This window comes from Salipiger sp. CCB-MM3 (assembly GCF_001687105.1).
Taxonomy (GTDB): domain Bacteria; phylum Pseudomonadota; class Alphaproteobacteria; order Rhodobacterales; family Rhodobacteraceae; genus Salipiger.
In genome coordinates this window covers 1834820-1855536 of record NZ_CP014595.1, presented here as the reverse complement: position 1 = coordinate 1855536, position 20717 = coordinate 1834820, and the positions used below count along the sequence as shown (strand labels likewise).

Annotated in this window: 21 protein-coding genes; 8 read left to right on the top strand and 13 right to left on the bottom strand. The window is 66.9% G+C overall.

What is annotated here, in order from left to right; all coding sequences use genetic code 11:
* The first annotated feature begins 51 nt into the window (after positions 1 to 51).
* Positions 52 to 477 carry a lipocalin-like domain-containing protein gene (locus tag AYJ57_RS09005; protein ID WP_066103922.1) on the top strand — a complete coding sequence of 142 codons (426 nt, stop codon included), beginning with the start codon at positions 52 to 54 and terminating at the stop codon, positions 475 to 477.
* Between the two features lie 22 nt (positions 478 to 499).
* Here the strand turns inward: AYJ57_RS09005 and AYJ57_RS09000 are convergent, their stop codons facing one another.
* Genes AYJ57_RS09000 through AYJ57_RS08990 form a run of 3 tightly spaced genes read right to left on the bottom strand, consistent with a single transcriptional unit; the run spans position 500 to position 4218 of the window.
* Entirely contained in the window at positions 500 to 2401 is a 1902-nt protein-coding gene (locus AYJ57_RS09000; RefSeq protein WP_066103921.1) for a peptidoglycan -binding protein, read from the bottom strand.
* 3 nt (positions 2402 to 2404) lie between these two features.
* A complete protein-coding gene (locus tag AYJ57_RS08995) occupies positions 2405 to 3619 on the bottom strand; it encodes a biopolymer transporter ExbB (protein WP_066103919.1) in 1215 nt (404 codons plus the stop codon).
* A 56-nt stretch (positions 3620 to 3675) separates the two neighbouring features.
* On the bottom strand, positions 3676 to 4218 hold the full coding sequence (locus tag AYJ57_RS08990) for a gamma-glutamylcyclotransferase (protein ID WP_066103918.1): 543 nt from the start codon (positions 4216 to 4218) through the stop codon (positions 3676 to 3678).
* A 68-nt stretch (positions 4219 to 4286) separates the two neighbouring features.
* Between AYJ57_RS08990 and AYJ57_RS08985 the strand changes: the two genes are divergently transcribed.
* Positions 4287 to 5234, top strand: coding sequence for a DUF2125 domain-containing protein (locus tag AYJ57_RS08985; protein ID WP_066103915.1), 948 nt, complete (start codon positions 4287 to 4289; stop codon positions 5232 to 5234).
* A gap of 101 nt (positions 5235 to 5335) precedes the next feature.
* Positions 5336 to 6625, top strand: coding sequence for an acetylornithine deacetylase/succinyl-diaminopimelate desuccinylase family protein (locus AYJ57_RS08980; protein WP_066103912.1), 1290 nt, complete (start codon positions 5336 to 5338; stop codon positions 6623 to 6625).
* A gap of 138 nt (positions 6626 to 6763) precedes the next feature.
* On the opposite strand, the gene AYJ57_RS08975 is transcribed toward AYJ57_RS08980, so the two are convergent.
* Positions 6764 to 8236: an ABC transporter substrate-binding protein gene (locus AYJ57_RS08975; protein WP_066103910.1), complete on the bottom strand. Its 1473-nt coding sequence runs from the start codon at positions 8234 to 8236 to the stop codon at positions 6764 to 6766.
* Positions 8237 to 8424: 188 nt separating this feature from the next.
* Between AYJ57_RS08975 and panB the strand changes: the two genes are divergently transcribed.
* Positions 8425 to 9258 (top strand): 3-methyl-2-oxobutanoate hydroxymethyltransferase, encoded by an 834-nt coding sequence (gene panB, locus AYJ57_RS08970; RefSeq protein WP_066103908.1) that lies wholly within the window; start codon positions 8425 to 8427, stop codon positions 9256 to 9258.
* Positions 9255 to 10097 (top strand): pantoate--beta-alanine ligase, encoded by an 843-nt coding sequence (gene panC, locus AYJ57_RS08965; RefSeq protein ID WP_066103907.1) that lies wholly within the window; start codon positions 9255 to 9257, stop codon positions 10095 to 10097. The genes panB and panC overlap by 4 nt, the downstream gene beginning before the upstream one ends.
* Positions 10098 to 10229: 132 nt before the next feature.
* Here panC and AYJ57_RS08960 read toward each other — a convergent pair whose 3' ends face one another.
* Entirely contained in the window at positions 10230 to 13685 is a 3456-nt protein-coding gene (locus AYJ57_RS08960; RefSeq protein ID WP_066103905.1) for a chromosome segregation SMC family protein, read from the bottom strand.
* A 191-nt stretch (positions 13686 to 13876) separates the two neighbouring features.
* On the opposite strand from AYJ57_RS08960, the gene AYJ57_RS08955 reads away from it, so the two are divergent.
* Positions 13877 to 14329 carry a GNAT family N-acetyltransferase gene (locus AYJ57_RS08955; RefSeq protein ID WP_066103903.1) on the top strand — a complete coding sequence of 151 codons (453 nt, stop codon included), beginning with the start codon at positions 13877 to 13879 and terminating at the stop codon, positions 14327 to 14329.
* A gap of 17 nt (positions 14330 to 14346) precedes the next feature.
* Here the strand turns inward: AYJ57_RS08955 and AYJ57_RS08950 are convergent, their stop codons facing one another.
* The gene (locus AYJ57_RS08950) at positions 14347 to 14805 is read right to left on the bottom strand and encodes a hypothetical protein (protein ID WP_083191195.1); all 459 of its coding nucleotides are present in this window, start codon (positions 14803 to 14805) and stop codon (positions 14347 to 14349) included.
* A 154-nt stretch (positions 14806 to 14959) separates the two neighbouring features.
* Between AYJ57_RS08950 and AYJ57_RS08945 the strand changes: the two genes are divergently transcribed.
* Entirely contained in the window at positions 14960 to 15505 is a 546-nt protein-coding gene (locus AYJ57_RS08945) for an HdeD family acid-resistance protein (protein WP_066103901.1), read from the top strand.
* A gap of 25 nt (positions 15506 to 15530) precedes the next feature.
* Here the strand turns inward: AYJ57_RS08945 and AYJ57_RS08940 are convergent, their stop codons facing one another.
* From AYJ57_RS08940 to AYJ57_RS08915, 6 genes are all read right to left on the bottom strand, one after another.
* Positions 15531 to 16340, bottom strand: coding sequence for a division plane positioning ATPase MipZ (locus AYJ57_RS08940; RefSeq protein WP_066103899.1), 810 nt, complete (start codon positions 16338 to 16340; stop codon positions 15531 to 15533).
* A gap of 223 nt (positions 16341 to 16563) precedes the next feature.
* Positions 16564 to 17127 carry a F0F1 ATP synthase subunit B gene (locus AYJ57_RS08935; protein ID WP_066103897.1) on the bottom strand — a complete coding sequence of 188 codons (564 nt, stop codon included), beginning with the start codon at positions 17125 to 17127 and terminating at the stop codon, positions 16564 to 16566.
* Between the two features lie 4 nt (positions 17128 to 17131).
* Positions 17132 to 17683, bottom strand: a complete 552-nt coding sequence (locus tag AYJ57_RS08930) for a F0F1 ATP synthase subunit B' (protein ID WP_066103895.1) — start codon at positions 17681 to 17683, stop codon at positions 17132 to 17134.
* A gap of 86 nt (positions 17684 to 17769) precedes the next feature.
* A complete protein-coding gene (locus AYJ57_RS08925) occupies positions 17770 to 18006 on the bottom strand; it encodes a F0F1 ATP synthase subunit C (RefSeq protein WP_066103893.1) in 237 nt (78 codons plus the stop codon).
* A 59-nt stretch (positions 18007 to 18065) separates the two neighbouring features.
* Complete coding sequence (locus AYJ57_RS08920; protein WP_066103889.1) at positions 18066 to 18836, bottom strand: F0F1 ATP synthase subunit A; 771 nt, start codon at positions 18834 to 18836, stop codon at positions 18066 to 18068.
* Complete coding sequence (locus tag AYJ57_RS08915; protein WP_066103887.1) at positions 18826 to 19203, bottom strand: AtpZ/AtpI family protein; 378 nt, start codon at positions 19201 to 19203, stop codon at positions 18826 to 18828. Before AYJ57_RS08915 ends, AYJ57_RS08920 begins: the two co-directional genes overlap by 11 nt.
* Positions 19204 to 19454: 251 nt before the next feature.
* Between AYJ57_RS08915 and AYJ57_RS08910 the strand changes: the two genes are divergently transcribed.
* The gene (locus AYJ57_RS08910; RefSeq protein ID WP_066106905.1) at positions 19455 to 19790 is read left to right on the top strand and encodes an ArsR/SmtB family transcription factor; all 336 of its coding nucleotides are present in this window, start codon (positions 19455 to 19457) and stop codon (positions 19788 to 19790) included.
* 51 nt (positions 19791 to 19841) lie between these two features.
* On the opposite strand, the gene AYJ57_RS08905 is transcribed toward AYJ57_RS08910, so the two are convergent.
* Entirely contained in the window at positions 19842 to 20690 is an 849-nt protein-coding gene (locus AYJ57_RS08905) for a DMT family transporter (protein WP_066106903.1), read from the bottom strand.
* Between the last annotated feature and the right edge of the window lie 27 nt (positions 20691 to 20717).

Genomic DNA, 20717 nt, shown 5'->3' with positions numbered 1-20717 from the left:
CCCCCGCCGCGTGCATCATCCGCAGGTGTGCGGACCGAGGAGGGGAAAGCCATGGCGAAGACAGAGGACCTGATCGGGTCGTGGCGCATGAAGGCTTGGACGCGCACGGCGGTGGCGACGGGCGAGACCACAGATGCGCTCGGCCCTGCCCCCATCGGCTATATCGCCTATCACAGCTGCGGGCGGATGATGGCAACAGTCTTTCGCGGCAACCGATTGCCGCCCGGCGACAGGCCGTGGACGGTGGAAGAGAAGGCCGCGCTCTTTGACGACATGCTGGCCTATGTCGCCAGCTACCGCCTCGAAGGCGATAGGGTGATCCATGAGGTCGACGGCTCGTGGAACCCCAAATGGCAGGGGGCACTCGAGCGGCCCTTCACGCTCGCCGGCGAGCGTCTGGTGATCAGCGGCGCTCCCGGTACGGACCCCGCCACCGGCGAAGAGGTCATCTACCGCATGGAGTTCACCAAGGACTGAGCCGCGATCCCGCGACAGCCGCTTACTTCTCGGTCAGCTTCAACTCGATCCGGCGGTTCTGGGCGCGCGCCTCGGGGGTGTCCGCCGGGTTGATCGGCTGGAACTGCCCGAAGCCATTGGCCGAGAGCCGCTGCGGCGGAATGCCCTCGTTCTCGACCATGTAGCGCACCACCGACAGCGCCCGCGCTTGGCTCAGCTCCCAGTTGTCGGCAAAGGGCGCGCCGGGGCGCAGAGGCGTGTCATCCGTGTGCCCATCGACCCGCAGGATCCAGTTCAACCCCGGCGGAATCTCCTGCGCGATGGTGCGGATCAGCCCGGCGACCTTGGCAATCTCCTGCTCGCCCGCAACCGAAAGCTGCGCGCCGCCCGGCGGGAACAGCACCTCTGACGAGAAGACGAAACGGTCACCCTCGATGCGGATGCCCTCCTGATCGCCCACGACCTCGCGCAGACGCCCGAAGAATTCCGAGCGGTAGCGCTCCAGATCCTGCGCCTGCGCCTCGAGCCGCTTCCGCTCGGCCTCTTCAAGCTGTCGGCGCTTGCGCTCTTCGGCGGCAACCCGCGCCAGCGCGGCGTTGAGGTCGGTCCCGAGGTTCTGGATCTGCACCTGCGCCTCGGCATCCTTCTCGCGGCTTTCGTCGAGCAGCCCCTGCAGTTGCGACAGTTGCGTGCGCAGCGCGGCGACCTGTTGGTTCAGCAGCTCCGACTGTTTCTGCGCGGCGCTCGCCCGCGCCTCGCTGTCCTGAAGCTCCGAGCGCGCCTGCGCCAGCAGCGCCTGCTGGCGTTCGTCCTCGCTCAGCCCCTCCGAGAGCTTGGCCTCTGCGGCGGCCTTTGCGGCCAGCGCCGCGGCAAGCCGCTCCTGCACTTGTTTGGCATCGAGCTCGACATCGCTCTGCGCCGCCAGCGCCTCGGCCAGCTTCACCTCGGCAGCGTCGCGCGCGCGGCGTGCCGCGGCCAGATCGCTGCGCAGCGCGGCCATCTCGCCCGCGGCGCTATCGCCCGCGTCCTGCGCCTGCGCCAGCTGCGTTTCGAGCGAGGCGACGCGCGCCTCCAGCGCGTCGGAATCATCCGCCGCCAGCGCCGCCGCGAGCCGGGCGGTCAGTTCCTCGCGGCCCTGCCGCGCGGCGGCCAGAAGCGTCAGCGTGTCCTCGGCCTGCTTGCGCTCTTGCTCCAGCGCCAGCGTCATCGAGGTCAGTTCGGCCTGCGCGCCTTCAAGCCGCTTGCGCAGCGCGGCGGCGGCTTCGGCCTCGGCCAGACGCTGCTGTTCCTCTTCGGAAAGATCGTCCTGCAGCTCGCTCACCTGCGCGGTCAGCCCGCCCAGCTGCTGCTCTTTGTCGGCGTTCTGTGCGCGCAGATCGGCCACCAGCGCCTCAAGCGCCTCGCGCTTGGCGGCGGCAAGCCGTGCCGCCTCCTGCTGCGCGTCCATCTCGGAGCGGGCCGAGGCCAGCGCGGTCTCCAGCGCATCGCGCTCGGAACTGAGGCTGTCGCGCTCTTGCGAGAGATCCGCCACGGTGCCGCGCGCGTCGTCACGCTCGGCGATCAGCGAGGCGACCTGCTCTTCGAAAGAGGCGATCCGCCCCTGCTGCGCGTCGCGCTGCGCGGTGAGCGAGGCGATGATCGAGCGCTGCTCTGCCAGCTGCGCCTCGGTGTCGGTGAGGGTGGATTCCAGCTCGCCAAGCTGGTTGGTCAGCGCGGTGTTGCGCCGTTCCTGCAGCCCCAGCGCCTGCGACAGCGAGGCGATCTCGCCGGTCAGACTGTCAAGCTCGCTCTCCTGCCCGGTGATGGTCTCGCGCAGCACGAACTGGATCACCATGAAGATGGTGAGCACGAACATCAGCACCAGCAGAAGCCCGGTCATCGCATCGACGAAACCGGGCCAGATGTTGGCCTGTAGACGGGCCCCGGTGCGGCGCGACAGAGCCATGGATCAGCCCTCGGTCCCGCCGGAACGGGCCGGGCCGGGACGCACGGCGCGCACCTGCGGCGCTTGCGGGCGGGCGATCTGCCCGATGGCGCGGGTCAGCGTCGCCAGATCGGTGCGCAGTTCGGCCATGCTTTCCTGACGGCCCGCCGCCACCTCTTCGAGAAGCCGCAGCATCTGCACGTCGATCGAGCGCAGGCGCATCCGGCTTTCGGCATCCAGCCCCTCGGCGCTCTCGCGGCTTTCCAGCACTTCGATCAGCTTTTCCTGCCCTTCGGCGATGCGGGCCAGAGAATTCGAGGAAGGCGCCGTGGCTTCCAGCCGCTCGGTCATCCGCTCGATGGAATCGGCCAGTTGCCCGAGCCGCCCCTCGATCTCCATCCGGCCCTGCTCACTCTCGGCATAGAGGGCGGTCATCCGGCCCATCTGATCGTTCATCTGGTCGAGCACCATGCCGATCAGCGCCTCGTCACCGCCGCCCTCGCCTTCGCCAGAGGAGAAGCTGAGCTTGGTGATCGAGCTGAGCCATTCTTCAAGCTCGCGGTAAAAGCGGTTCTGCCCGTGCCCGGCGAAAAGCTCCAGCAGCCCGACGATCAGCGAGCCGGCAAGACCCAGCAGCGAGGAGGCAAAGGCCACGCCCATGCCGCCCAACTGCCCCTCAAGCCCGCTCATCAGGCGCGAGAAGGTCTGCACCCCGCTCTCGCCCTCTTCGGGCACAAGGCTGCGGATCGTGTCGACCAGCGCGGGCACCGTGGTGGCCAGCCCGTAGAAAGTGCCCAGCAGGCCAAGGAAGATCAGCAGCGAGACGATGTAGCGGGTGATCTCGCGCGCCTCGTCGATCCGCGTGGCCACGGAGTCGAGGATCGAGCGCGTCGAGGTGGTGGTGATCTGCAGCCGCTTGTCATGCCGTCGCAGCAGCGCCGCCAGCGGCGCCAGTAGACGCGGCGGACGGGCACCCGCGTCGCGGCCCGAGGCAAACCCTTCGATCCAGCGCACCGAAGTGATCAGCTGCGCCACCTGCAGGAAACAGGCCAGAACCCCGAGCACGAACACGAACAGGATGAAGCCGTTGAGATAGGGGTTCGACTGGAACACCGGCAACACGCGCGGCAGCACCAGAAAGGCGCCCGCCCCGCAGAGGCCGAGCACCGCCAGCATCAGCAGGATCTGGCGGACGGGTTGGCTGAAATGGGCCTCTGCCTCGAGGTCGCGTCGGTCCATTACGGGCACCTGATCAAAGCGAAAATTCCGCTTTTCAGCCTAAGGGTTCGCCCCAATCAAGCCAAGCCGTTATCCACAAGCGCACGAACACGTTCCGTCAACCAGTGCAACTCGGCATCAGGAATGCCCAGATGTTCCAGATGCGCCGTGGTGTTGTAGAGATATTCGGTGTTCGGCCCGCGTCCGCCGATGGCCTGGGCGATGATCCGCGCCTGCTCTTCAAGGTCCAGCCCGCCGCAGTACTGAATGTGGTCGGGATCGATGATATAGGTCACCGCCTCCACCTCGCGCCCGTCCTGCAGCACCAGAGGCAATGTCGCCTCGTAATAGGCCGCCGAGACCAGTTCACGATCACGCAGATAGGCCAGCGTCGGCCCCTCGGTGCCCGGCTGGGCGCGCAGCGCCAGCCCCTCGCAAGAGGCCTCGTCTTCCGCATCCAGCGCCAGCACCAGCCCCGGCGCCTCTGGGGTGCCGCGGTGGTGGATCGAGCGCATGCAGAACGAGCGGCGGTAGCCGGGCAGCGTGGCATGCGCGCTCTCCGCCACGGGAAAGCCGGGGTTCCAAAGAAGTGAGCCATATCCGAAGACCCAAAGCGCCATCATTCTGGTCCTTTCCGCATGCCAGCTGTAAACACCAAACGGTTGCTTCGGAAAAGGGGGGCGTTGCGGTGAAGAAACTTGCAATTGCGGTGATCGTGGCCGCGCTGGCGTGGTCGGGCTTCTGGTTCGTGTCCGCCCATTTCGAGCGCAAGGCGATCGACAGCTGGATGGAGGCGCGCCGCACCGAGGGCTGGACCGCCACCTATGACGACCTGACCATCAAGGGCTTTCCCAACCGCATGGACGCGCGGCTGAGCGGGCTGGTGCTGGCAAGCCCCGACGGGCTGCGCTGGGAGGCGCCCTTCGTCGATATCTACCGGCTGGTCTACAACTTCGGGCATGAGATCCTCGCCTTCCCGCCGCAGATGACCGTCACCACCGAAATGGGCGAGACGCAGGTCGCTTCGGACGGGATGCGCGCCAGCTTCATCCACGAGGGCGACACCGTGGTGCGCGCCAATTTCGAAAGCCAGACGCTCAACCTCACCGGCGCTACCACCGCCGCACTGGCCGGTCTGACCGCCGCGCTCACCCGCGACGAGGATGCCGAGACCAGCTACCGCATCGCCGTCGGCGCCGATGCCATCGCGGGCTCGGGCGGTCGCGTGGCCGATGCCATCCGGCTGGATGCGGGGTTCGACACCGATCTGCCGCTGCGCGTCGGCCAGCAGTCCGGTCCGCACCCGCAGCCCACCCGCGTCGATCTGCGCCTCGCCGAATACAAGGTGGACGACCTGCAGCTGAAGGTGGCCGGCGAGGTGGATGTCGACGACCGGGGCCGGATGGATGGTGAGGTCACCGTGAAGGCGGTGAACTGGCGCGAGATGATCGCCATGGCACAGCAGAGCGGCCAGCTGCCCGAGAATATGGCGCAGATGCTCGAGGACGGGCTGGGGCTGATCGCCGGCCTCTCGGGCAACCGCGAGACGCTCGACCTGCCGCTGACCCTCGACGAGGGTCGCGCCCGCCTCGGACCCATCCCGCTGGGCGAGGCCCCGCGGCTGCGCTTCCCCTGAGCCGCCTCTTCCCGGAGCCTTGCCCGAGCCCTGCCTGTCCGAGCCCTGCCTGCCCGCGCGCCACGCTTGCGTAGCGCGCGAAACGGGGGAAGAGTGCTGGCATGACCGACGCCACCACCTCCCATTCCGCCACTAGCCTCGAAGGCCGTATTGCCGAGAAGCGCGACGATCTGATCGCCCTGACGCAAGATCTCGTGCGCATCCCCACGCTGAACCCGCCGGGACAGTATTACCGCGACATCTGCGAGTATCTGCAGCGCCGCCTCGCCGCGCGCGGCTTTGACTGCACGCTGGTCCGCGCAGAGGGGGCCCCCGGCGACAGCGAAAAATACCCGCGCTGGAACCTCGTCGCCCGCCGCGAGGGCAGGCGCCCCGGCGAGTGCGTGCATTTCAACTCGCATCACGACGTGGTCGAGGTGGGCAACGGCTGGACCCGCGATCCCTTTGGCGGCGCGCTCGAGGGCGATCGCATCTACGGGCGCGGCACCTGCGACATGAAGGGCGGGCTCGCCGCCTCGGTGATCGCGGTGGAGGCCTTTCTCGAAGCCCATCGCGATTTTGCCGGGGCGGTGGAAATCAGCGCCACGGCGGACGAGGAATCCGGCGGCTACGGCGGCGTCGCGCATCTGGCCAAGGAGGGCTGTTTCGCCCCGAGCCGCGTGCAACATGTGATCATCCCCGAGCCGCTCGACAAACACCGCATCTGCCTTGGCCATCGCGGCGGCTGGTGGGCTGAGATCGAGACCAAGGGCGAGATCGCCCATGGCTCAATGCCCTTCCTCGGCGATTGCGCCATTCGCCACATGGGCGCCGTTCTGGATGCCTTCGAGCAGACCTTGTTCCCGGCTATGGCCGCCCGCACCACCGACATGCCCGTGGTCCCCGAGGGCGCGCGCAATTCGACGATGAACATCAACTCGATCCACGGCGGCCAGCCCGAAGAGCACGAGGGGCTTCCGGCCCATTGCGTGCCCGACAGCTGCCGCATCGTGATCGACCGCCGGTTTCTGATCGAGGAAACGGTCGAGGGTGTGCAGGACGAGGTGATCGCGCTGCTGGACGACCTGAAATCCCGCCGTCCGCAGTTTGACTACGAAATACGGGAACTCAACCGGGTCATCCCCTCGATGACCGACAAATCCGCCCCGGTGGTCACCACGGTCGCCGAGGCGATCCGCGAGGTGCTGGGGCAGGATCCCACCTATGTCGCCTCGCCCGGCAGCTACGACCAGAAGCACATCGACCGCATCGGCAAGCTGAAAAACTGCATCGCCTACGGTCCCGGCGTGCTGGAACTGGCCCATAAGCCCGACGAGTGGATCGGCGTCAGCGACATGCTCGACAGCGCCCGCGTCATGGGCCGCAGCCTGCAGCGGTTGCTGCTGCCCTGACCTCGCAGGCTTCTGCACGCGGCGCGCTCCGGCCTGCCTCCGGCGGGGATATTTTCATCTAGACGAAGCGCAGGACGTTCCTCCTTCGCCTAGACTGAAATATCCCGGGGGTCCGGGGGCAGCGCCCCCGGCGTTGCGTCACTCGTCCCAGTAGACACCGGTGAGATCGGTTGCCTGCGTCGGCTGGTTCTGCCAGAGCCCGTGCAGATGCGCGTCGGCGATGGTCGGGAAGGCCAGCTGGAACAGGAAGCCGTTGACGTGATCCTCGGCGATCATGCTCTGCGCCTGCTTCAGCAGTTCGGAGCGCGCCGCCGGATCGGTGGTGGCGGTGAGCTGCGCCATCAGATCCTGAAACGCCGGGTTGTCATATTGGAAGTAATAATCGGGCCGGGCGTAGATATTGATGTCCATCGGCTCGGTGTGGCTGACGATGGTCAGGCCGAAATCCTTGCCGCGGAACACCTCTTCGAGCCATTGCGCCCATTCGAGGTTGGTGATCTCGGTCTGGATGCCGATCTCGCGCAGCTGCGCGGCGATGATCTCGCCGCCGCGGCGCGCGTAGGAGGGCGGCGGCAGCTTCAGCGTGGTGGTGAACCCATCGGGATAGCCCGCGTCCTCGAGCAGCGTCCGGGCCTTTTCGGGATCGTACCCCGACAGGCCCAGCAGATCGACGTAATCGGGATTATGCGGCGCGAAATGCGTGCCGATCGGCGTGCCGAGGCCGAACATGGCGCCGTCGATGATCGCCTGCCGGTCGATGGCATGGGCCACCGCCTCGCGCACCAGCGGATCGTCGAAGGGCTCGGCGCCATTGTTCATCGCGAGGATCGTCTCGCCCTCGGTCGAGCCCACCAGCACCTGAAAGCGCGGGTCGGCCTCGAACTGCGCGAGGTTCTCGGGGGCCGGGTAGCCGGCGAAAGCGTCGATATCCTGCGCCATCATCGCCGCGAAGGCCGCGCTCGGGTCCGAGATGAAGCGGAAGGTGGCGTGGCTCAGCGCCGGGGCCGCGCCCCAATAGCTCTCGTAGCGCTTGAGCCCGATCCGGTCGCCCTGCACCCATGTGTCGAAGGCGAAGGGGCCGGTGCCCACAGGCGCGGTCTTGATGTCGCCGACGCTTTCGGGCGCGACGATCACCGCGTCGCCCCAGGCCATGTTGAACAGGAACGCTCCATCCGGCTCGGACAGCGTAACCTCGACGGTCAGCGGATCGGTCACCGTCACCTCCGAAATGCCGGAGAACAGCGCCTTCTGCGCGTTTTGGCTGTCTTCGGCGCGGGCCCGGTCGAGGGTGAACTTCACATCCTCGGCGTCCATCGTGCTGCCGTCATGGAAGGTGACGCCATCGTGCAGGTGGAAGGTGTAGCCGGTGCCGTCCTCCGAGATGTCCCAGCTTTCCGCTAGGCCCGGCTGGATGGAGCCATCTTCGCCGAATTTCGTCAGGCCCTCGAAGACGTTGGAATAGAGCACCGAGTCGATCGCCCCGGCGGCCGCCGAGGTGGGATCGAGATGCGGCGGCTCCAGCTGCAGCGCGATGATCAGATCGTCCTGCTGCGCGAGCGCAGCGGTGCTGCCGAGCAACAGCGCGGCAAGAGTGAGGCTGAGACGGGTCATCAAGGCGGGGTCCTTTCGCGGAACAGAAGGGCGGGCGTCGCCCCAGACTGAGCGCAATTGCCGTGTCAGTGCAAGGCGCTGCACCGCCGCGCCGGGGGGACCGTTCGGGATTGAGGCTGGATCGGTGCCGCGCGGCCTGCTAAGTGGCGCCAGCCCGTTCGCCAAGCTGCCGTGGAGAGGAGACAGCCATGAGCGCAACCGCGCGCAAGAGCGCCCCGCTGCCCGACGATATCCGTGCCCGCAAGGGCGGTGTGCCGCTGGTCAGCCTCACCGCCTATACCACCCCCATGGCGCAGGCCATGGACGCCCATTGCGACTTTGTGCTGGTGGGCGATTCCGTCGGCATGGTGCTGCACGGGCTGCCCTCGACGCTGGGGGTGACTCTCGAGATGATGATCCTGCATGGGCAGGCGGTGAAGCGCGGGTTGAGCAAGGCGATGATGGTCGTCGACATGCCCTTCGGCAGCTACGAGGAAGGCCCAAGCCAGGCGTTTCGCAATGCCGCGCGGATCATGGCCGAGACCGGCGCCGCGGCGGTGAAGCTCGAAGGCGGCGTGAGCATGGCCGAGACCATCCGGTTTCTCGTGCAGCGCGGCATCCCGGTGATGGCGCATGTGGGGTTGACGCCGCAGTCGATCAACACGCTGGGGGGCTACAAGGTGCAGGGCCGCGGCGCCGCGGCGGCGGCGCTGATCGACGATGCGCGCGCCGTGGCCGAGGCCGGGGCCTTTGCCGTCGTGCTGGAAAAGGTCCCGGCGGCGCTGGCCGACCGGGTGACGGCGGATGTGCCGATCCCGACCATCGGCATCGGCGCCTCGGCGGGCTGCGACGGGCAAATCCTCGTGGTCGACGACATGCTGGGGGCCTTCACCGCCTTCAAGCCCAAGTTCGTGAAACGCTACGCCGCGCTTGGCCATCAGGCCGAGGCGGCGATCGAGGAATATGCGGCAGAGGTGCGCGCCCGGGAGTTCCCCGGCGCCGAGCATGTCTTTGCCGAGGACGCACCGGAGAAGACGTCATGATCCCCATTCTGCGAACCAAGGCCGCGCTGCGCGAGGCGGTGCTGGGCTGGAAGCGTGCTGGCGAAACCACAGGCGTGGTGCCCACGATGGGCGCGCTGCACGCCGGGCACATGAGCCTTGTCGAGGCGGCCAAGGCGGACTGCGACCGGGTGATCGTGACGATCTTCGTCAATCCCAAGCAGTTCAACAGCGCCTCGGATCTCGAGAATTACCCGCGCACCGAAGTGGCGGATGCCGAAAAGCTCGCGCCTTTTGCCGTGGATGCGATCTATGCGCCGGGCCCCGATCAGATCTACCCCGAGGGCTTTGCCACCACGGTCTCGGTCACTGGCCTGACCGAGGGGCTCTGCGGCGCGCATCGCCCGGGGCATTTCGACGGGGTGACGACGGTGGTCAGCAAGCTCTTTTTGCAGACGCTAGCCGACCGCGCCTATTTCGGCGAGAAGGACTATCAGCAGCTGCAGGTGGTGACCCGGATGGCCCGCGATCTCGATATCCCCTGCGAGGTGATCGGCTGCCCCACGGTGCGCGAGGAGGACGGCCTCGCGCTGTCCTCGCGCAACATGCTGCTGCCGCCCGAGACCCGTGCCGCGGCACCGGCGCTGAACCGGGTGATGCGGCAAATGGCGGAACGGCTGCTGGACGACGAGAGCTTTGGCCCGGTGCGCGCGCAGGCCGAGGCGGCGCTGCGGGAGGCCGGGTTTTCGGAGGTGGAATATCTCGAGCTGCGCGCTGCCGACGGGCTGGCGCCTTTGACCCGCCCCGACCGCCCGGCGCGGCTGCTGGCCGCCGCGTGGCTGGGCGGTGTGCGGCTGATCGACAATATCGCCGTTGGCTAAGGCCGGACCGGGGGCGCGGCCCCCGGACCCCCGGGATATTTCAGTCTAGACGAAGGGGAGAACGTCCTGCGCTTCGTCTAGATGAAAATATCCCCGCCGGAGGCAGGCCGGAGCGCGCCAAACAGTGGGCGCTCAGGCGACCAGGCGCTCGGCTTTCTTCAGATCCACCGACACCAATTGGCTGACGCCCTGTTCCTGCATGGTGACGCCAAAGAGCCGGTCCATGCGGCTCATGGTCACCGCGTGGTGGGTGATGATCAGGAAACGCGTGTTGGTGCGGCGGCACATCTCGTCGAGCAGATCGCAGAAGCGCGTGACGTTGGCGTCGTCGAGCGGCGCGTCGACCTCGTCGAGCACGCAGATCGGCGCCGGGTTCGCGAGGAACACCGCGAAGATCAGCGCCAGCGCGGTCAGCGTCTGCTCGCCGCCCGAGAGCAGCGAGAGCGTCGAGAGCTTCTTGCCCGGCGGCTGGCACATGATCTCGAGCCCGGCCTCGAGCGGGTCGTCGCTTTCGACCATCACGAGATTGGCCTCGCCGCCGTTAAAGAGATGGGTGAAGAGCATCGAGAAATTGCTGTTCACCTGCTCGAAGGCGGTCAGCAGCCGCTCGCGCCCCTCGCGGTTCAGCGACGAGATGCCCGAGCGCAGCGTGCGCACCGCCTCTTCGAGATCGGTCTTCTCCTGCACCAGCGTGTCATGCTCGCCGCGCACTTCGCGGGCGTCTTCCTCGGCCCGCAGGTTGACCGCGCCGAGCGCGTCGCGCTGGCGCTTGAGACGGTTCACATCCGCTTCGATCTCTTCCGAGCCGGGCATGTCGGAGGGCGCCAAGTCGAGCCGCGCCAGCAGCTTCTCGGGCGTGGTCTCCTGCTCTTCCTCGATGCGTTCGGCAGCCGCGCTGACGGTCTCGCGCGCCGCGTCCACACGCGCCTCAGCGCCCGCCCGCGCCTCGCGCGCCTCAGAGGCGGCGCGTTCCGCATCGCGCTCGGCAGCAATCGCCGCGCGCATGGCGCTTTCGGCAGCGGCCAGCATGTCCGAGGCAGCGCTGCGGCGCTCTTCGGCCTCTTCGATCGAGCGGGCCAGTTCGTCGCGCTTGGCGGCAAGCTCATCGGGCACCGCCTGCGCCTCGAGCAGTTCGCGCTCGTGGCCGCGGCGGCGCTCATCCAGTTCGGCGCTGCGCTTCTCGGCGGTCTCCAGCCGGTGGCGCCAGCCCGACAGCTCCTTGGTGACGCTCTGCTGGCGCGCGGTGCGAGCCTCGCCCTCGCGGCGCAGCTCGTCATGAGCAGAGCGCCGGGTCATCATCGTCATCCGGGCCGCCTCGACGGTCATCCGCACGTCCTCGGCCACGGCGCGGGCGCTTTCCAGATCGCCCAGTTCGGCAAGACCGCGCTCGGCCTCGACCACCTGCTGGCGCGCCGTCGTGGCCTCGTCATCATGGCGGCTGACCGCCAGCGCCGCGCTCTCCAGCCGGCTCTCGGCCATGCTGCGCTCGCTTTCGGCCCGGTTGAAGGCGCGCATCGCCTCGTTGACCTCGCGGTCGGCCTCGCGCCGGGTCTCGCGCGCCACCTTGTCGGCGCGGGTCAGCTCCGCCAGCCGCGCCACCAGCGCGTCATGGGCGGTGCGCATGCCCTCCACCCGCGACTCCGTCTCGGCCATCTCGCGCTTCAGCCCTTCCAGCCGGTTGAGCTGTTCAAGCCGCAGCGCCGCGGCGGAGGGCGCATCCTCGGACCACGCCCGGTAGCCGTCCCAGCGCCAGAGATCGCCGTCGCGGCTCACCAGCCGCTGGCCCGGCTGCAGAAGATGCTGCAGCGCATTGCCCTCGTCGGGGTCCACAAGGCCGATCTGGCTCATGCGGCGGATCAGCACGTCGGGCACCGAGACATGGTGCGACAGCGCGGTGACCCCCCGCGGCAGCGGCTGCTCGTCGGCGTAGCGCGGCAGTTCGAACCAGCCCGAGGGGCCATCATCGGCCACTTCCGGTGCGCGCAGATCGTCCGAAAGCGCGGCACCAAGCGCCTTTTCAAAGCCCTGCTCCACCTGCAGCCGGTCGAGCACCTGCCCGCCCTCGGCGGTGTCGCGCTCCAAGAGCCGCGAGAGCGCCGCGACCTCGGCGCTGAGCGCGCTCAGCTCGCCCTCGGCCTCGGAGCGTTCGGCGCGGGCCTCGGCCTCGCGGGTCTGGCAATCGGTACGTGCCTCATCGGCCTGTAGCAGCAGGTCCTCGGCGCGGGCGGCCATGGCCTGCGCCTCTTCGGAGCGTTCCTGCGCTTCTTCCATCGCGGAGGTGGCCTGCGCCAGACGCCCGCGCGCCTCGGCCACCGCATCGCGCGCCTTGCCCGCTTCGGCATCGTGGCGCGAGAGGGTCTTGCGCACATCCGCCAGATAGCGCTGCGCCGACTGGTGCCGGGCGGCGAGACGGGCCACATCCTCGGTCTGCTGGGTCAGCGCGGCCTCACGCTCCTGCAGCACCGCCGACGCCTCGGAGGCCGCATCGGAGGCTTCGGTCAGGCGCGCGTCATGGCCCTCGCCTGCCTTGGCAAGCTCGCGCGCCTCCCATTCGAGCCCCTCGATCGTCTCGCCCGCGTCGCGGTTGAGCGCGCCCTCGCGCTCCATGTCCTTGCCGATCTGCTCGATCCGGCGGGTGAGCGTTTCGATGGTGTCCTGCGCCCGGGCCTCCTGTTCGGCGAGCGCGTCGCGCTGCACCATGAGGCGCTGCAGGATCGCCGCGGCGATGGCTTCTTCCTCGCGCAGGGGCGGCAGCGCCTCGTCGCGTTCGGCGCGGGCGCGTTCGGCGGCGCGGGCGGCGCTTTCGGCCTGTGACGCGGCGGTGATCCGGGCGCGCAGCACGCTCTCGGCGGATTGCCGGGCCTCTTCGGCCTCCATCCAGCGGCGGTAGAGCAGCACGCCCTCGGCCTGCCGCAGATCGGTGCCGATGGCACGATAGCGCGCCGCTTGCCGCGCCTGCCGGTCAAGCTGCTGCAGTTGCGCCGCCAATTGTTCGATCACGTCATCGACGCGCAACAGATTGGCCTCGGTGTTGTTCAGCTTCAGCTCCGCCTCGTGGCGGCGCTGGTAGAGCCCCGAGATGCCTGCCGCCTCTTCGAGGATACGGCGGCGGTTCTTCGGCTTGGCGTTGATCAGTTCCGAGATCTGCCCCTGCCGCACCAGCGCGGGCGAATGCGCCCCGGTCGAGGCGTCAGCGAACAGCATCTGCACGTCGCGGGCGCGCACATCCTTGGCGTTGACCTTATAGGCCGAGCCGACGTCGCGGGTGATGCGGCGCACGATCTCAAGCTGGTCGGCTTCGTTGAACCCGGCGGGGGCGAGACGGTCGCCATTGTCGATCGACAGCGACACTTCGGCGAAGTTGCGGGCCGGGCGGGAATGCGCCCCGGCGAAGATCACATCTTCCATGCCCGCGCCGCGCATCGCCTTGGCACGGTTTTCGCCCATCACCCAGCGCAGCGCTTCCAGCAGGTTGGACTTGCCACAGCCATTGGGCCCGACGACCCCGGTCAGCCCCTCGGAGATGACGAGGTCGGTGGGATCGACGAAGCTCTTGAAGCCCGTCAGTCGAAGACGTGTGAACTGCAAAGCGATGCCCCGATTCCGAAGTTATCCCCGAATTTGCCGTCCCGCACCGGGCCAAGTCAAACGCTTTGCCCCGGATGTGGCGGCCCTCTGCCAGTTGTCCACAAGATATTGCGTGTATTGCGCCTTATTTGTGGGTTGACCCCGGCGGAGGCCCCGCCAATATCCGACCCTATGGCCAGAGGAAAGCATCTATGTCGATAACCATCGCCCCCGTGTCTCCACGTGATCCGCGCGCCGAGGCGCTGCTGCTGGAGAGCCACGCGCTGATGGGGGCGCTGTTCCCGCCGGAAGAGAACTACTGCCTCGATATCGACGCGCTCTGCGCCCCCGAAATCACCTTTCTCGGGGCCGAAGAAAACGGCGTGCTGCTGGGCTGCGCCGCCATCGCGCGGGCCGAGGGCTATGCCGAGGTGAAATCCATGTTCGTCTCGCCCGAGGCGCGCGGGCTGGGGCTGGCGCGGCGCCTGCTGCAGCATCTCGAACGCACCGCGCAGGCGGAGGGCATTCCGCTCTTGCGGCTTGAAACCGGAGACAAGCTGCCAGCGGCCATGGCGCTTTATGAGAGCACCGGATTTGCACGGCGCGGCCCCTTCGGCGGCTATGTCGAGAACAGCTCGAGCCTGTTTTACGAAAAGACGCTCTGACCGCCTCTGGCAGAAGCTCACTCACAGGCCCTCCCCCATGCGCCAAGGAAATCGCAGGCGGTGTGGCGGCCTTTCGGCTTCTTCGGCGGGGACCGTCCACCGCAGGAGAGGCCCAGTTCGATCACCGACGGATCGCCCACCGCCCAGACCGGCACGCAGCCGCTGGCCCCAGCCACCGCGATCTGCGCAAGGCGTGCAACCTCGGCAAATTTCGGCGGCCACATCGGGCTGACCCGGATCGCCTCGGCCCGATCTTCGCGCAGCCGTAAAACAAAGCGCATCCCCTCGACCTCGGCCGGGATCGGCACTGCGCCAGCATAGCCCGCCCCGCCCATCTGCACCGCGCAGGCGCCGCAGGACAGCAGTCCCGCCAGCGCCAGCAGTCGCCGCAAAACCGGCGCAGCCGAGCGCGGCAACTGCGCGCAAAACCTCAGCGCCATGTCTGCCAGCGCGACAAAGATGATCGGCAAGTTCATGCGCAATCCTTTGTGAGAATTTGCTAATTCTTCGCTAACATTTCCGCTGTGGCCTTGCGTTCGTTCCGCGCCTGCGCCCAAACTGCGACTGACGCAGGGTCACCCAAAAGCAATGCCACTGGCTGTGACAGCCGATGAAACACGGAGACAGCCGATGACAGACGGTCCGTCCACCTCGAAGCCCCGCAAGAAATGGGGCTGGATGCTGCTTCTGGGAGTGATCCTGATCCTCGGCGGGATCGGCGCACTCGTGCACCCGTTTGCGGCCTCGCTCACCGTGCTGACGATCTCGGCCATCGCCTTCATCATCGCCGGAGCGCTGCAGCTTTGGATCGCCTTCAACGACGAAACCAGCCTCGGCGCGCGCCTCGCCGAAGCGCTGCTTGGCCTTCTGGTGCTGGCGTTTGGCGTGTTCCTTCTGGCGCGCCCGGAGCGTGGGCTCGAAGCGCTCACATGGCTGATCGCGGCGTTCTTCCTTGCCCTCGGCGTGATGCGGATCGCCATCGGCCTGTCGGTCCGCGAGCGCACCGGATGGAGTTGGCTGGTCTTCGCAGGCGTGGTCTCGCTGGTGCTGGGCGTGCTGATCATGGCCACGCTGCCGGGCTCGGCGACCGGGCTGCTCGGGGTCTTCCTCGGGATCGACCTGATCAGTTCGGGCATCGGCGCGTCGCTGATCGCGCTGCATATGCGCAACCACTAGCCCTCGCCAGCCCGCGCGTCAGAGGTCAGAAATCGACCTCAACCCCCGGCAATTCCAGCGCTTTGACCAGCTCCCGCAGCTCCTGCCGCGCGGCCACATTCGAGATGTTGAGGTTGCCGACGCCGATATCTTTCAGGTCCAGCAGCGTCAGACCCCGGGGGAAAAGCTCGCGGAAGATCACCCGCTCGTTGAAGCCGGGCGCGATGCGGAAGCCGATGCGCTTCGACAGCTTGGTCAGCGCCTTTTCCATCTTCATCTTGTTGACCATGTTCTGCGCCCCCAGCCGGTTGCGCAGCACCACCCAGTCGATCGGCTGGAGCCCGGCCTGCGCGCGCAATTGGCGGGCGTTCCAGACCATCTCGGAATAGACCGAAGGGCCAAGGATCTTCTCGCCATCGCTGTCGATATGCGCCAGCAGGTCGAAATCGATGAAACTGTCGTTGAGCGGTGTGACCAGCGTGTCGGCCAGCGAATGCGCCACCTGGCTCAGCCGGGTATGCGAGCCGGGGCAGTCGATCAGCACGAAGTCGCAATCGGTCTCCAGCTGCGCCACGGCAGCCGAGAGGCGGTGATCAAAGGCGTTCTCACCGGGCGCCAGCGCCTCGGGCTGCACCTCGGGCAGATCGAGATAGCGGGGAATGGCCAGTTCGATGCCTTCGCTTTCGCAAAAGCGGCGGCGGTTCTCGATGTAGCGGCCAACCGAGCGCTGCCGCAGGTCGAGATCGAGCGCGCCGGTGCGATGGCCCATGCGAACGAGGGCGGTTGCCAGATGCATCGAGACGGTGGACTTGCCTGCCCCGCCCTTCTCGTTCCCCACGACGATGATATGTGCCACGTTGTCCCCTCGACTGTCCGCCCACATGTTTGGCTGTGATTGCGGTACTTCCACAGTATATGGGGTCCGCGTCAAGGGGAAGGGGAGAGAAGCCCCCGACACCCTTCGTATCGGCCCCAGACAGCGGCTGCGGGCGTTTTTCGAGCGCCATGATGACGCGGCGCCACAAAAGCAAAAGCCCGGCCATGGGCCGGGCTCTGCAAGTACTGCCGTATCGGTCAGGTCAGTGCAGCTTGGCACCCACCGTCTTGATCGACTCGTCGACCAGCTTGGCCTTGTCCTGCGCACCGAGTTTCTCGGCGATCACATCCGAAGCAGCGGCCACGGCCACGGTAATCGCGCGATCGCGGACTTCCTTGACAGCCGAGGTCTCTGCCGACTTGATCTGCTCTTCAGCAGCGGCAAGACGGCGCGTGATCGATGCATCGAGGTCCTTGCGGGCCTGCTCTGCGGCGCTTTCGGCGTCGATCTTGGCCTGAGCCACGATCTGCTCTGCCTGATCCTGCACTTCGCGCTGCTGACGCTCGTAAGAGGCCAGAAGGGTCTGTGCTTCCTCGCGCAGGGCGCGGGCTTCTTCCAGCTCGTTGCGGATGCCTTCGGCACGGCGATCAAGCTGGCTGCCCAGCATCTTCGGCACTTTGAAGTACACGAGGACGGCGAGGAACAGCAGGAAGCCCAGCAGCACGACGAAATCGGTGTTGCGGAGCGAGAAGAACGGGCCGGAGGCGGCCAGCGCGGGGCTGGCCATCAGGGTTCCGAGCGCGCTCAGGGTGATGAGTTTGCGCATGGGATCAGCCTTTCATCCGGTTTGCCACAGCCGCGTCGATCGCGGCCTTGTCGGCGCTGGTCCCCAGGGCGGCCACGATGGCCTCCGCGGTTTCCTTAGCCACGGCCTCGACGCTTTCCACCGCGCTCGCGCGAATCTCGGAGAGCACCTTTTCGGACTCTGCGGTCTTCTCGGCGATCTTGGCATCCGCCTCGGCCGTTGCGGCATCGAGTTGGGCCTTGATCTCGTCGCGGGTTTTCTGGGCGATGGCCTGAGCTTCGCTCCGGGCATCGGCCAGCGCCTTCTCATAGGCCGCTTCCGCGTCCTTGGCTTGGCGCTTGAGCTCTTCGGCGGCGGAGATGTCGTTCGTGATGGTGCCCTGACGCTCGGCCAGAACGGACGCGATCCGCGGCAGAGCGACGCGCGACAGCACGAAGAAGATCACCAGCAGCGTGATGATGAGCCAGAAGATCTGGTTCGGGATCCATTCGCCGCAAAGCTGCGGCATCCCGATGGCGGAGCCATGGGCGTCGACGCAGATACCGGCCATTTCTTCTTGAATGGGTTCGACCGCCATGTCGTCCTCCGTCGGAACGTTGTCTCTACTTGGGGCGGCCCGTCAATGACGGTGCCGCCCCCGCGTAAGGATAAGGTCCCGAAGGATTAGACGGCGAACATCAGCAGCAGAGCGACGAGGAACGAGAAGATCCCCAGAGCTTCTGCGAATGCGATGCCGATGAAGAGGGTCGCGGTCTGCGAAGCAGCTGCCGACGGGTTGCGCAGTGCGCCGCCCAGGAAGTTTGCAGCAACGTTACCCACGCCGAGGGCTGCAATGCCCGAACCCAGGCCTGCGAGGCCGGCGCCGATGAACTGACCGAGGTTTGCGATATCGCCTTCCATTTGAGTCTCTCCTTACGATGGAATTGGATGGATAGAGGTTGTCCGGACCGGCCTGCGCCTCAGTGGGCAGGATGCAGCGCGTCCTTGAGGTAGACGCAGGTCAGGATGGTGAACACGTAGGCCTGGATGAAGGCCACGAGAACTTCGAGCCCGTAGATCGCGGTGATTGCGACGATCGACACCGGCGAGACGACGGCCAGCGCGGCGAAGCCTGCAAAGACCTTCATCACGGCGTGACCGGCCATCACGTTGCCAGCAAGACGGATGGAGTGGCTGACCGGACGGACGAAGTAGGAAATCACTTCGATCACGGCGAGGATCGGGCGCAGCGCCAGCGGTGCCGAGGACACCCAGAAGAGGCCGAGGAAGTGCACGCCGTTTTTGACGAAGCCAAGGATCGTCACGCCGAGGAACACCGCGAGAGCCAGCACCCAGGTCACCGCGATGTGCGAGGTGGTGGTGAAGCTCATCGGGATCAGGCCAAGGAAGTTCGAGAAGACGATGAACATGAACAGCGTCATGATGTAGGGGAAGTACTTCAGGCCTTCCTTGCCGGTCACGTCTTCGATCATCTTGTAGATGAAGCCATAGGCCAGTTCGGCGACCGACTGGCTGCGCGAAGGGATGATCGCGCGGCGCGAGGTGCCCAGCACCATGACGCCGATGATCGCGAGGATGCAAAGGAACATCCACAGCGTCACATTGGTGATGGTGAACATGCCCACGTCGCCGGCTCCGAAGAGCGGTTTGACCATGAACTGGTCCATCGGGTGGAAGACGAGACCGCCTTCTGCCGCCTGTTCTGCACCGTGAGCCGCTTCAGTCGCCATCGCCGCGATCCCTCTTCTCGTCGTCTCCGGTCTTGCCGGAGGATTGCCCCTCTCCGGCGTCGCCGGAGGTTTGTTTCTGCTGTATCTCGGCGGCGGTCCGCAGCATCACGCGGATGCCCGCCACAAGGCCCAGCAATGTGAACAGCACCATAAGCCACGGCAGGGTCCCCAGCAGGAGGTCCAGCCCGTAGCCGATGCCAAAGCCGATCCCAAGACCGGCCACCATTTCCGTCACCATCCGCCAGGCGACATTCGCCTGCGAGTAGTGTTCCTCGTGGTGCGACTTCCGGGTCTCCCGGGCAGCCTTGGCCGCCGCAATCTTTGCCTCCAGCGCGTCGAGTTGCCGCTTCGGATCGGGATCGCCCACTTTGTCGCTCCATTCGGACGTTCGAGAAGGTTGCTACGTGCAGGGGGGCTTTAAGTCAACCCGCCGTGATCACTTGAAACGAGAACCTAAGTCACTGAAATTGCTTGAATCCAAAGTGTCGCGACCTCCCGCCGCGGCGCTGCTAGCGCCAACAGGGCGGCAAAACCATATTCAACCTCGGAGTTGATTATAGTCTCCGGGCCGCCACGGCGGTGCTTGACGGCGCCGCCCGCCCCGAGGCTTATGAAGCCATGACCCCCGATCTCGACACCGTCTTTGCCGCCCTCGCCGACCCGACCCGGCGGCGCATCCTCGCCATGCTGCTCGAGGATGATATGGCGGTGACCGATGTCGCCGAGCCGTTCGAGATGTCGCTGGCCGCGATCTCCAAGCATCTCACCATCCTCGCCTCCGCCGGGCTGATCAGTCAGGAGAAACGCGGGCGGGTGAAATGGTGCAAGCTGGAGCCGGACGCGCTGCGCGAGGCCTCGGTCTGGATGCAGGGGTTCGGGCAGTTCGAGCCGATCAACCTCGACGCCTTCGAGCGCTTCCTGCAGGTCGAACTGAAACCCGAGGATCCGGCCTGAGCGCAAATTCCTTCGCAAGGAATTTGCAACTCTCTTCAAAGAGAGTTGGCCCTACCCTTCGCGCAGCAGCAAAAGCAGCGCCATCACCGTCAGCCCGATCCCCACGAGGATCGCCAGCGGCGGCGCGCCGCGTCCCAGCGCCAGTTCCCACAGGATCACACAGCTTGGGATCAGATAGGTATAGGCCATGACCTTAGCACTCGGCAGGCGCATCGCGGCGAACTGCAGCAGCACCGTGCTCAGCGCGGTCGCCGCCACGGTTGTATAAAGGATCGTCACCCAGACGATTCCCGGCAGCGCGCCCCAGTCGGTCGCGCGCAGGGCGCCCCAGCCAAAGACGATCAGCAGCAGCGTGCCGGCGACCATCGTGCCAAAGGTAAAGACCAGCCCCGGCTCGCCGCGATTAAGCCGCGGCACCATCGGCGCATAGATCGCATGCGCGGCGCAGCCGAGCAGATAGACCATCTCTCCGCGCCCCGGCGCGAAGCGCAGAAGCGCCGAAAGATCGGCGCGGAAGATCACCCAGAGCGCCCCGGCCCCGCCGATCGCCAGCGCCAGCGCCATGCGTCTGCTCAGGTGTTGGCGCAGCAACAGCCAGCCAAAGCCCGCCGCCATCACCGGCGTCAGGGTGAAGACCGCCGCCATGCTCACCGGCGCCGCGGTGCGCAGCCCTTCGAACATCAGTACGAAATAGGCCACCATCAGCGCGCCGATCACGCCATAGCGCCACGGTGCCGTCAGCGCAGCGCGCGGCACCCCGCCGCGCATCATCACCACCGCGCCCAAAAGCAGCGTCGCCAGCGCAAAGCGCACCGCGTTGAGCGCGGAAGGGGCGATATGCGGCGCGGCCATGGCGCCCAAAGAGAAGGAGCCCGCGACGCAGGCCGAGAAGGTCAGCATCGCAAGATGGCCGCGCGCGGCGGGTGT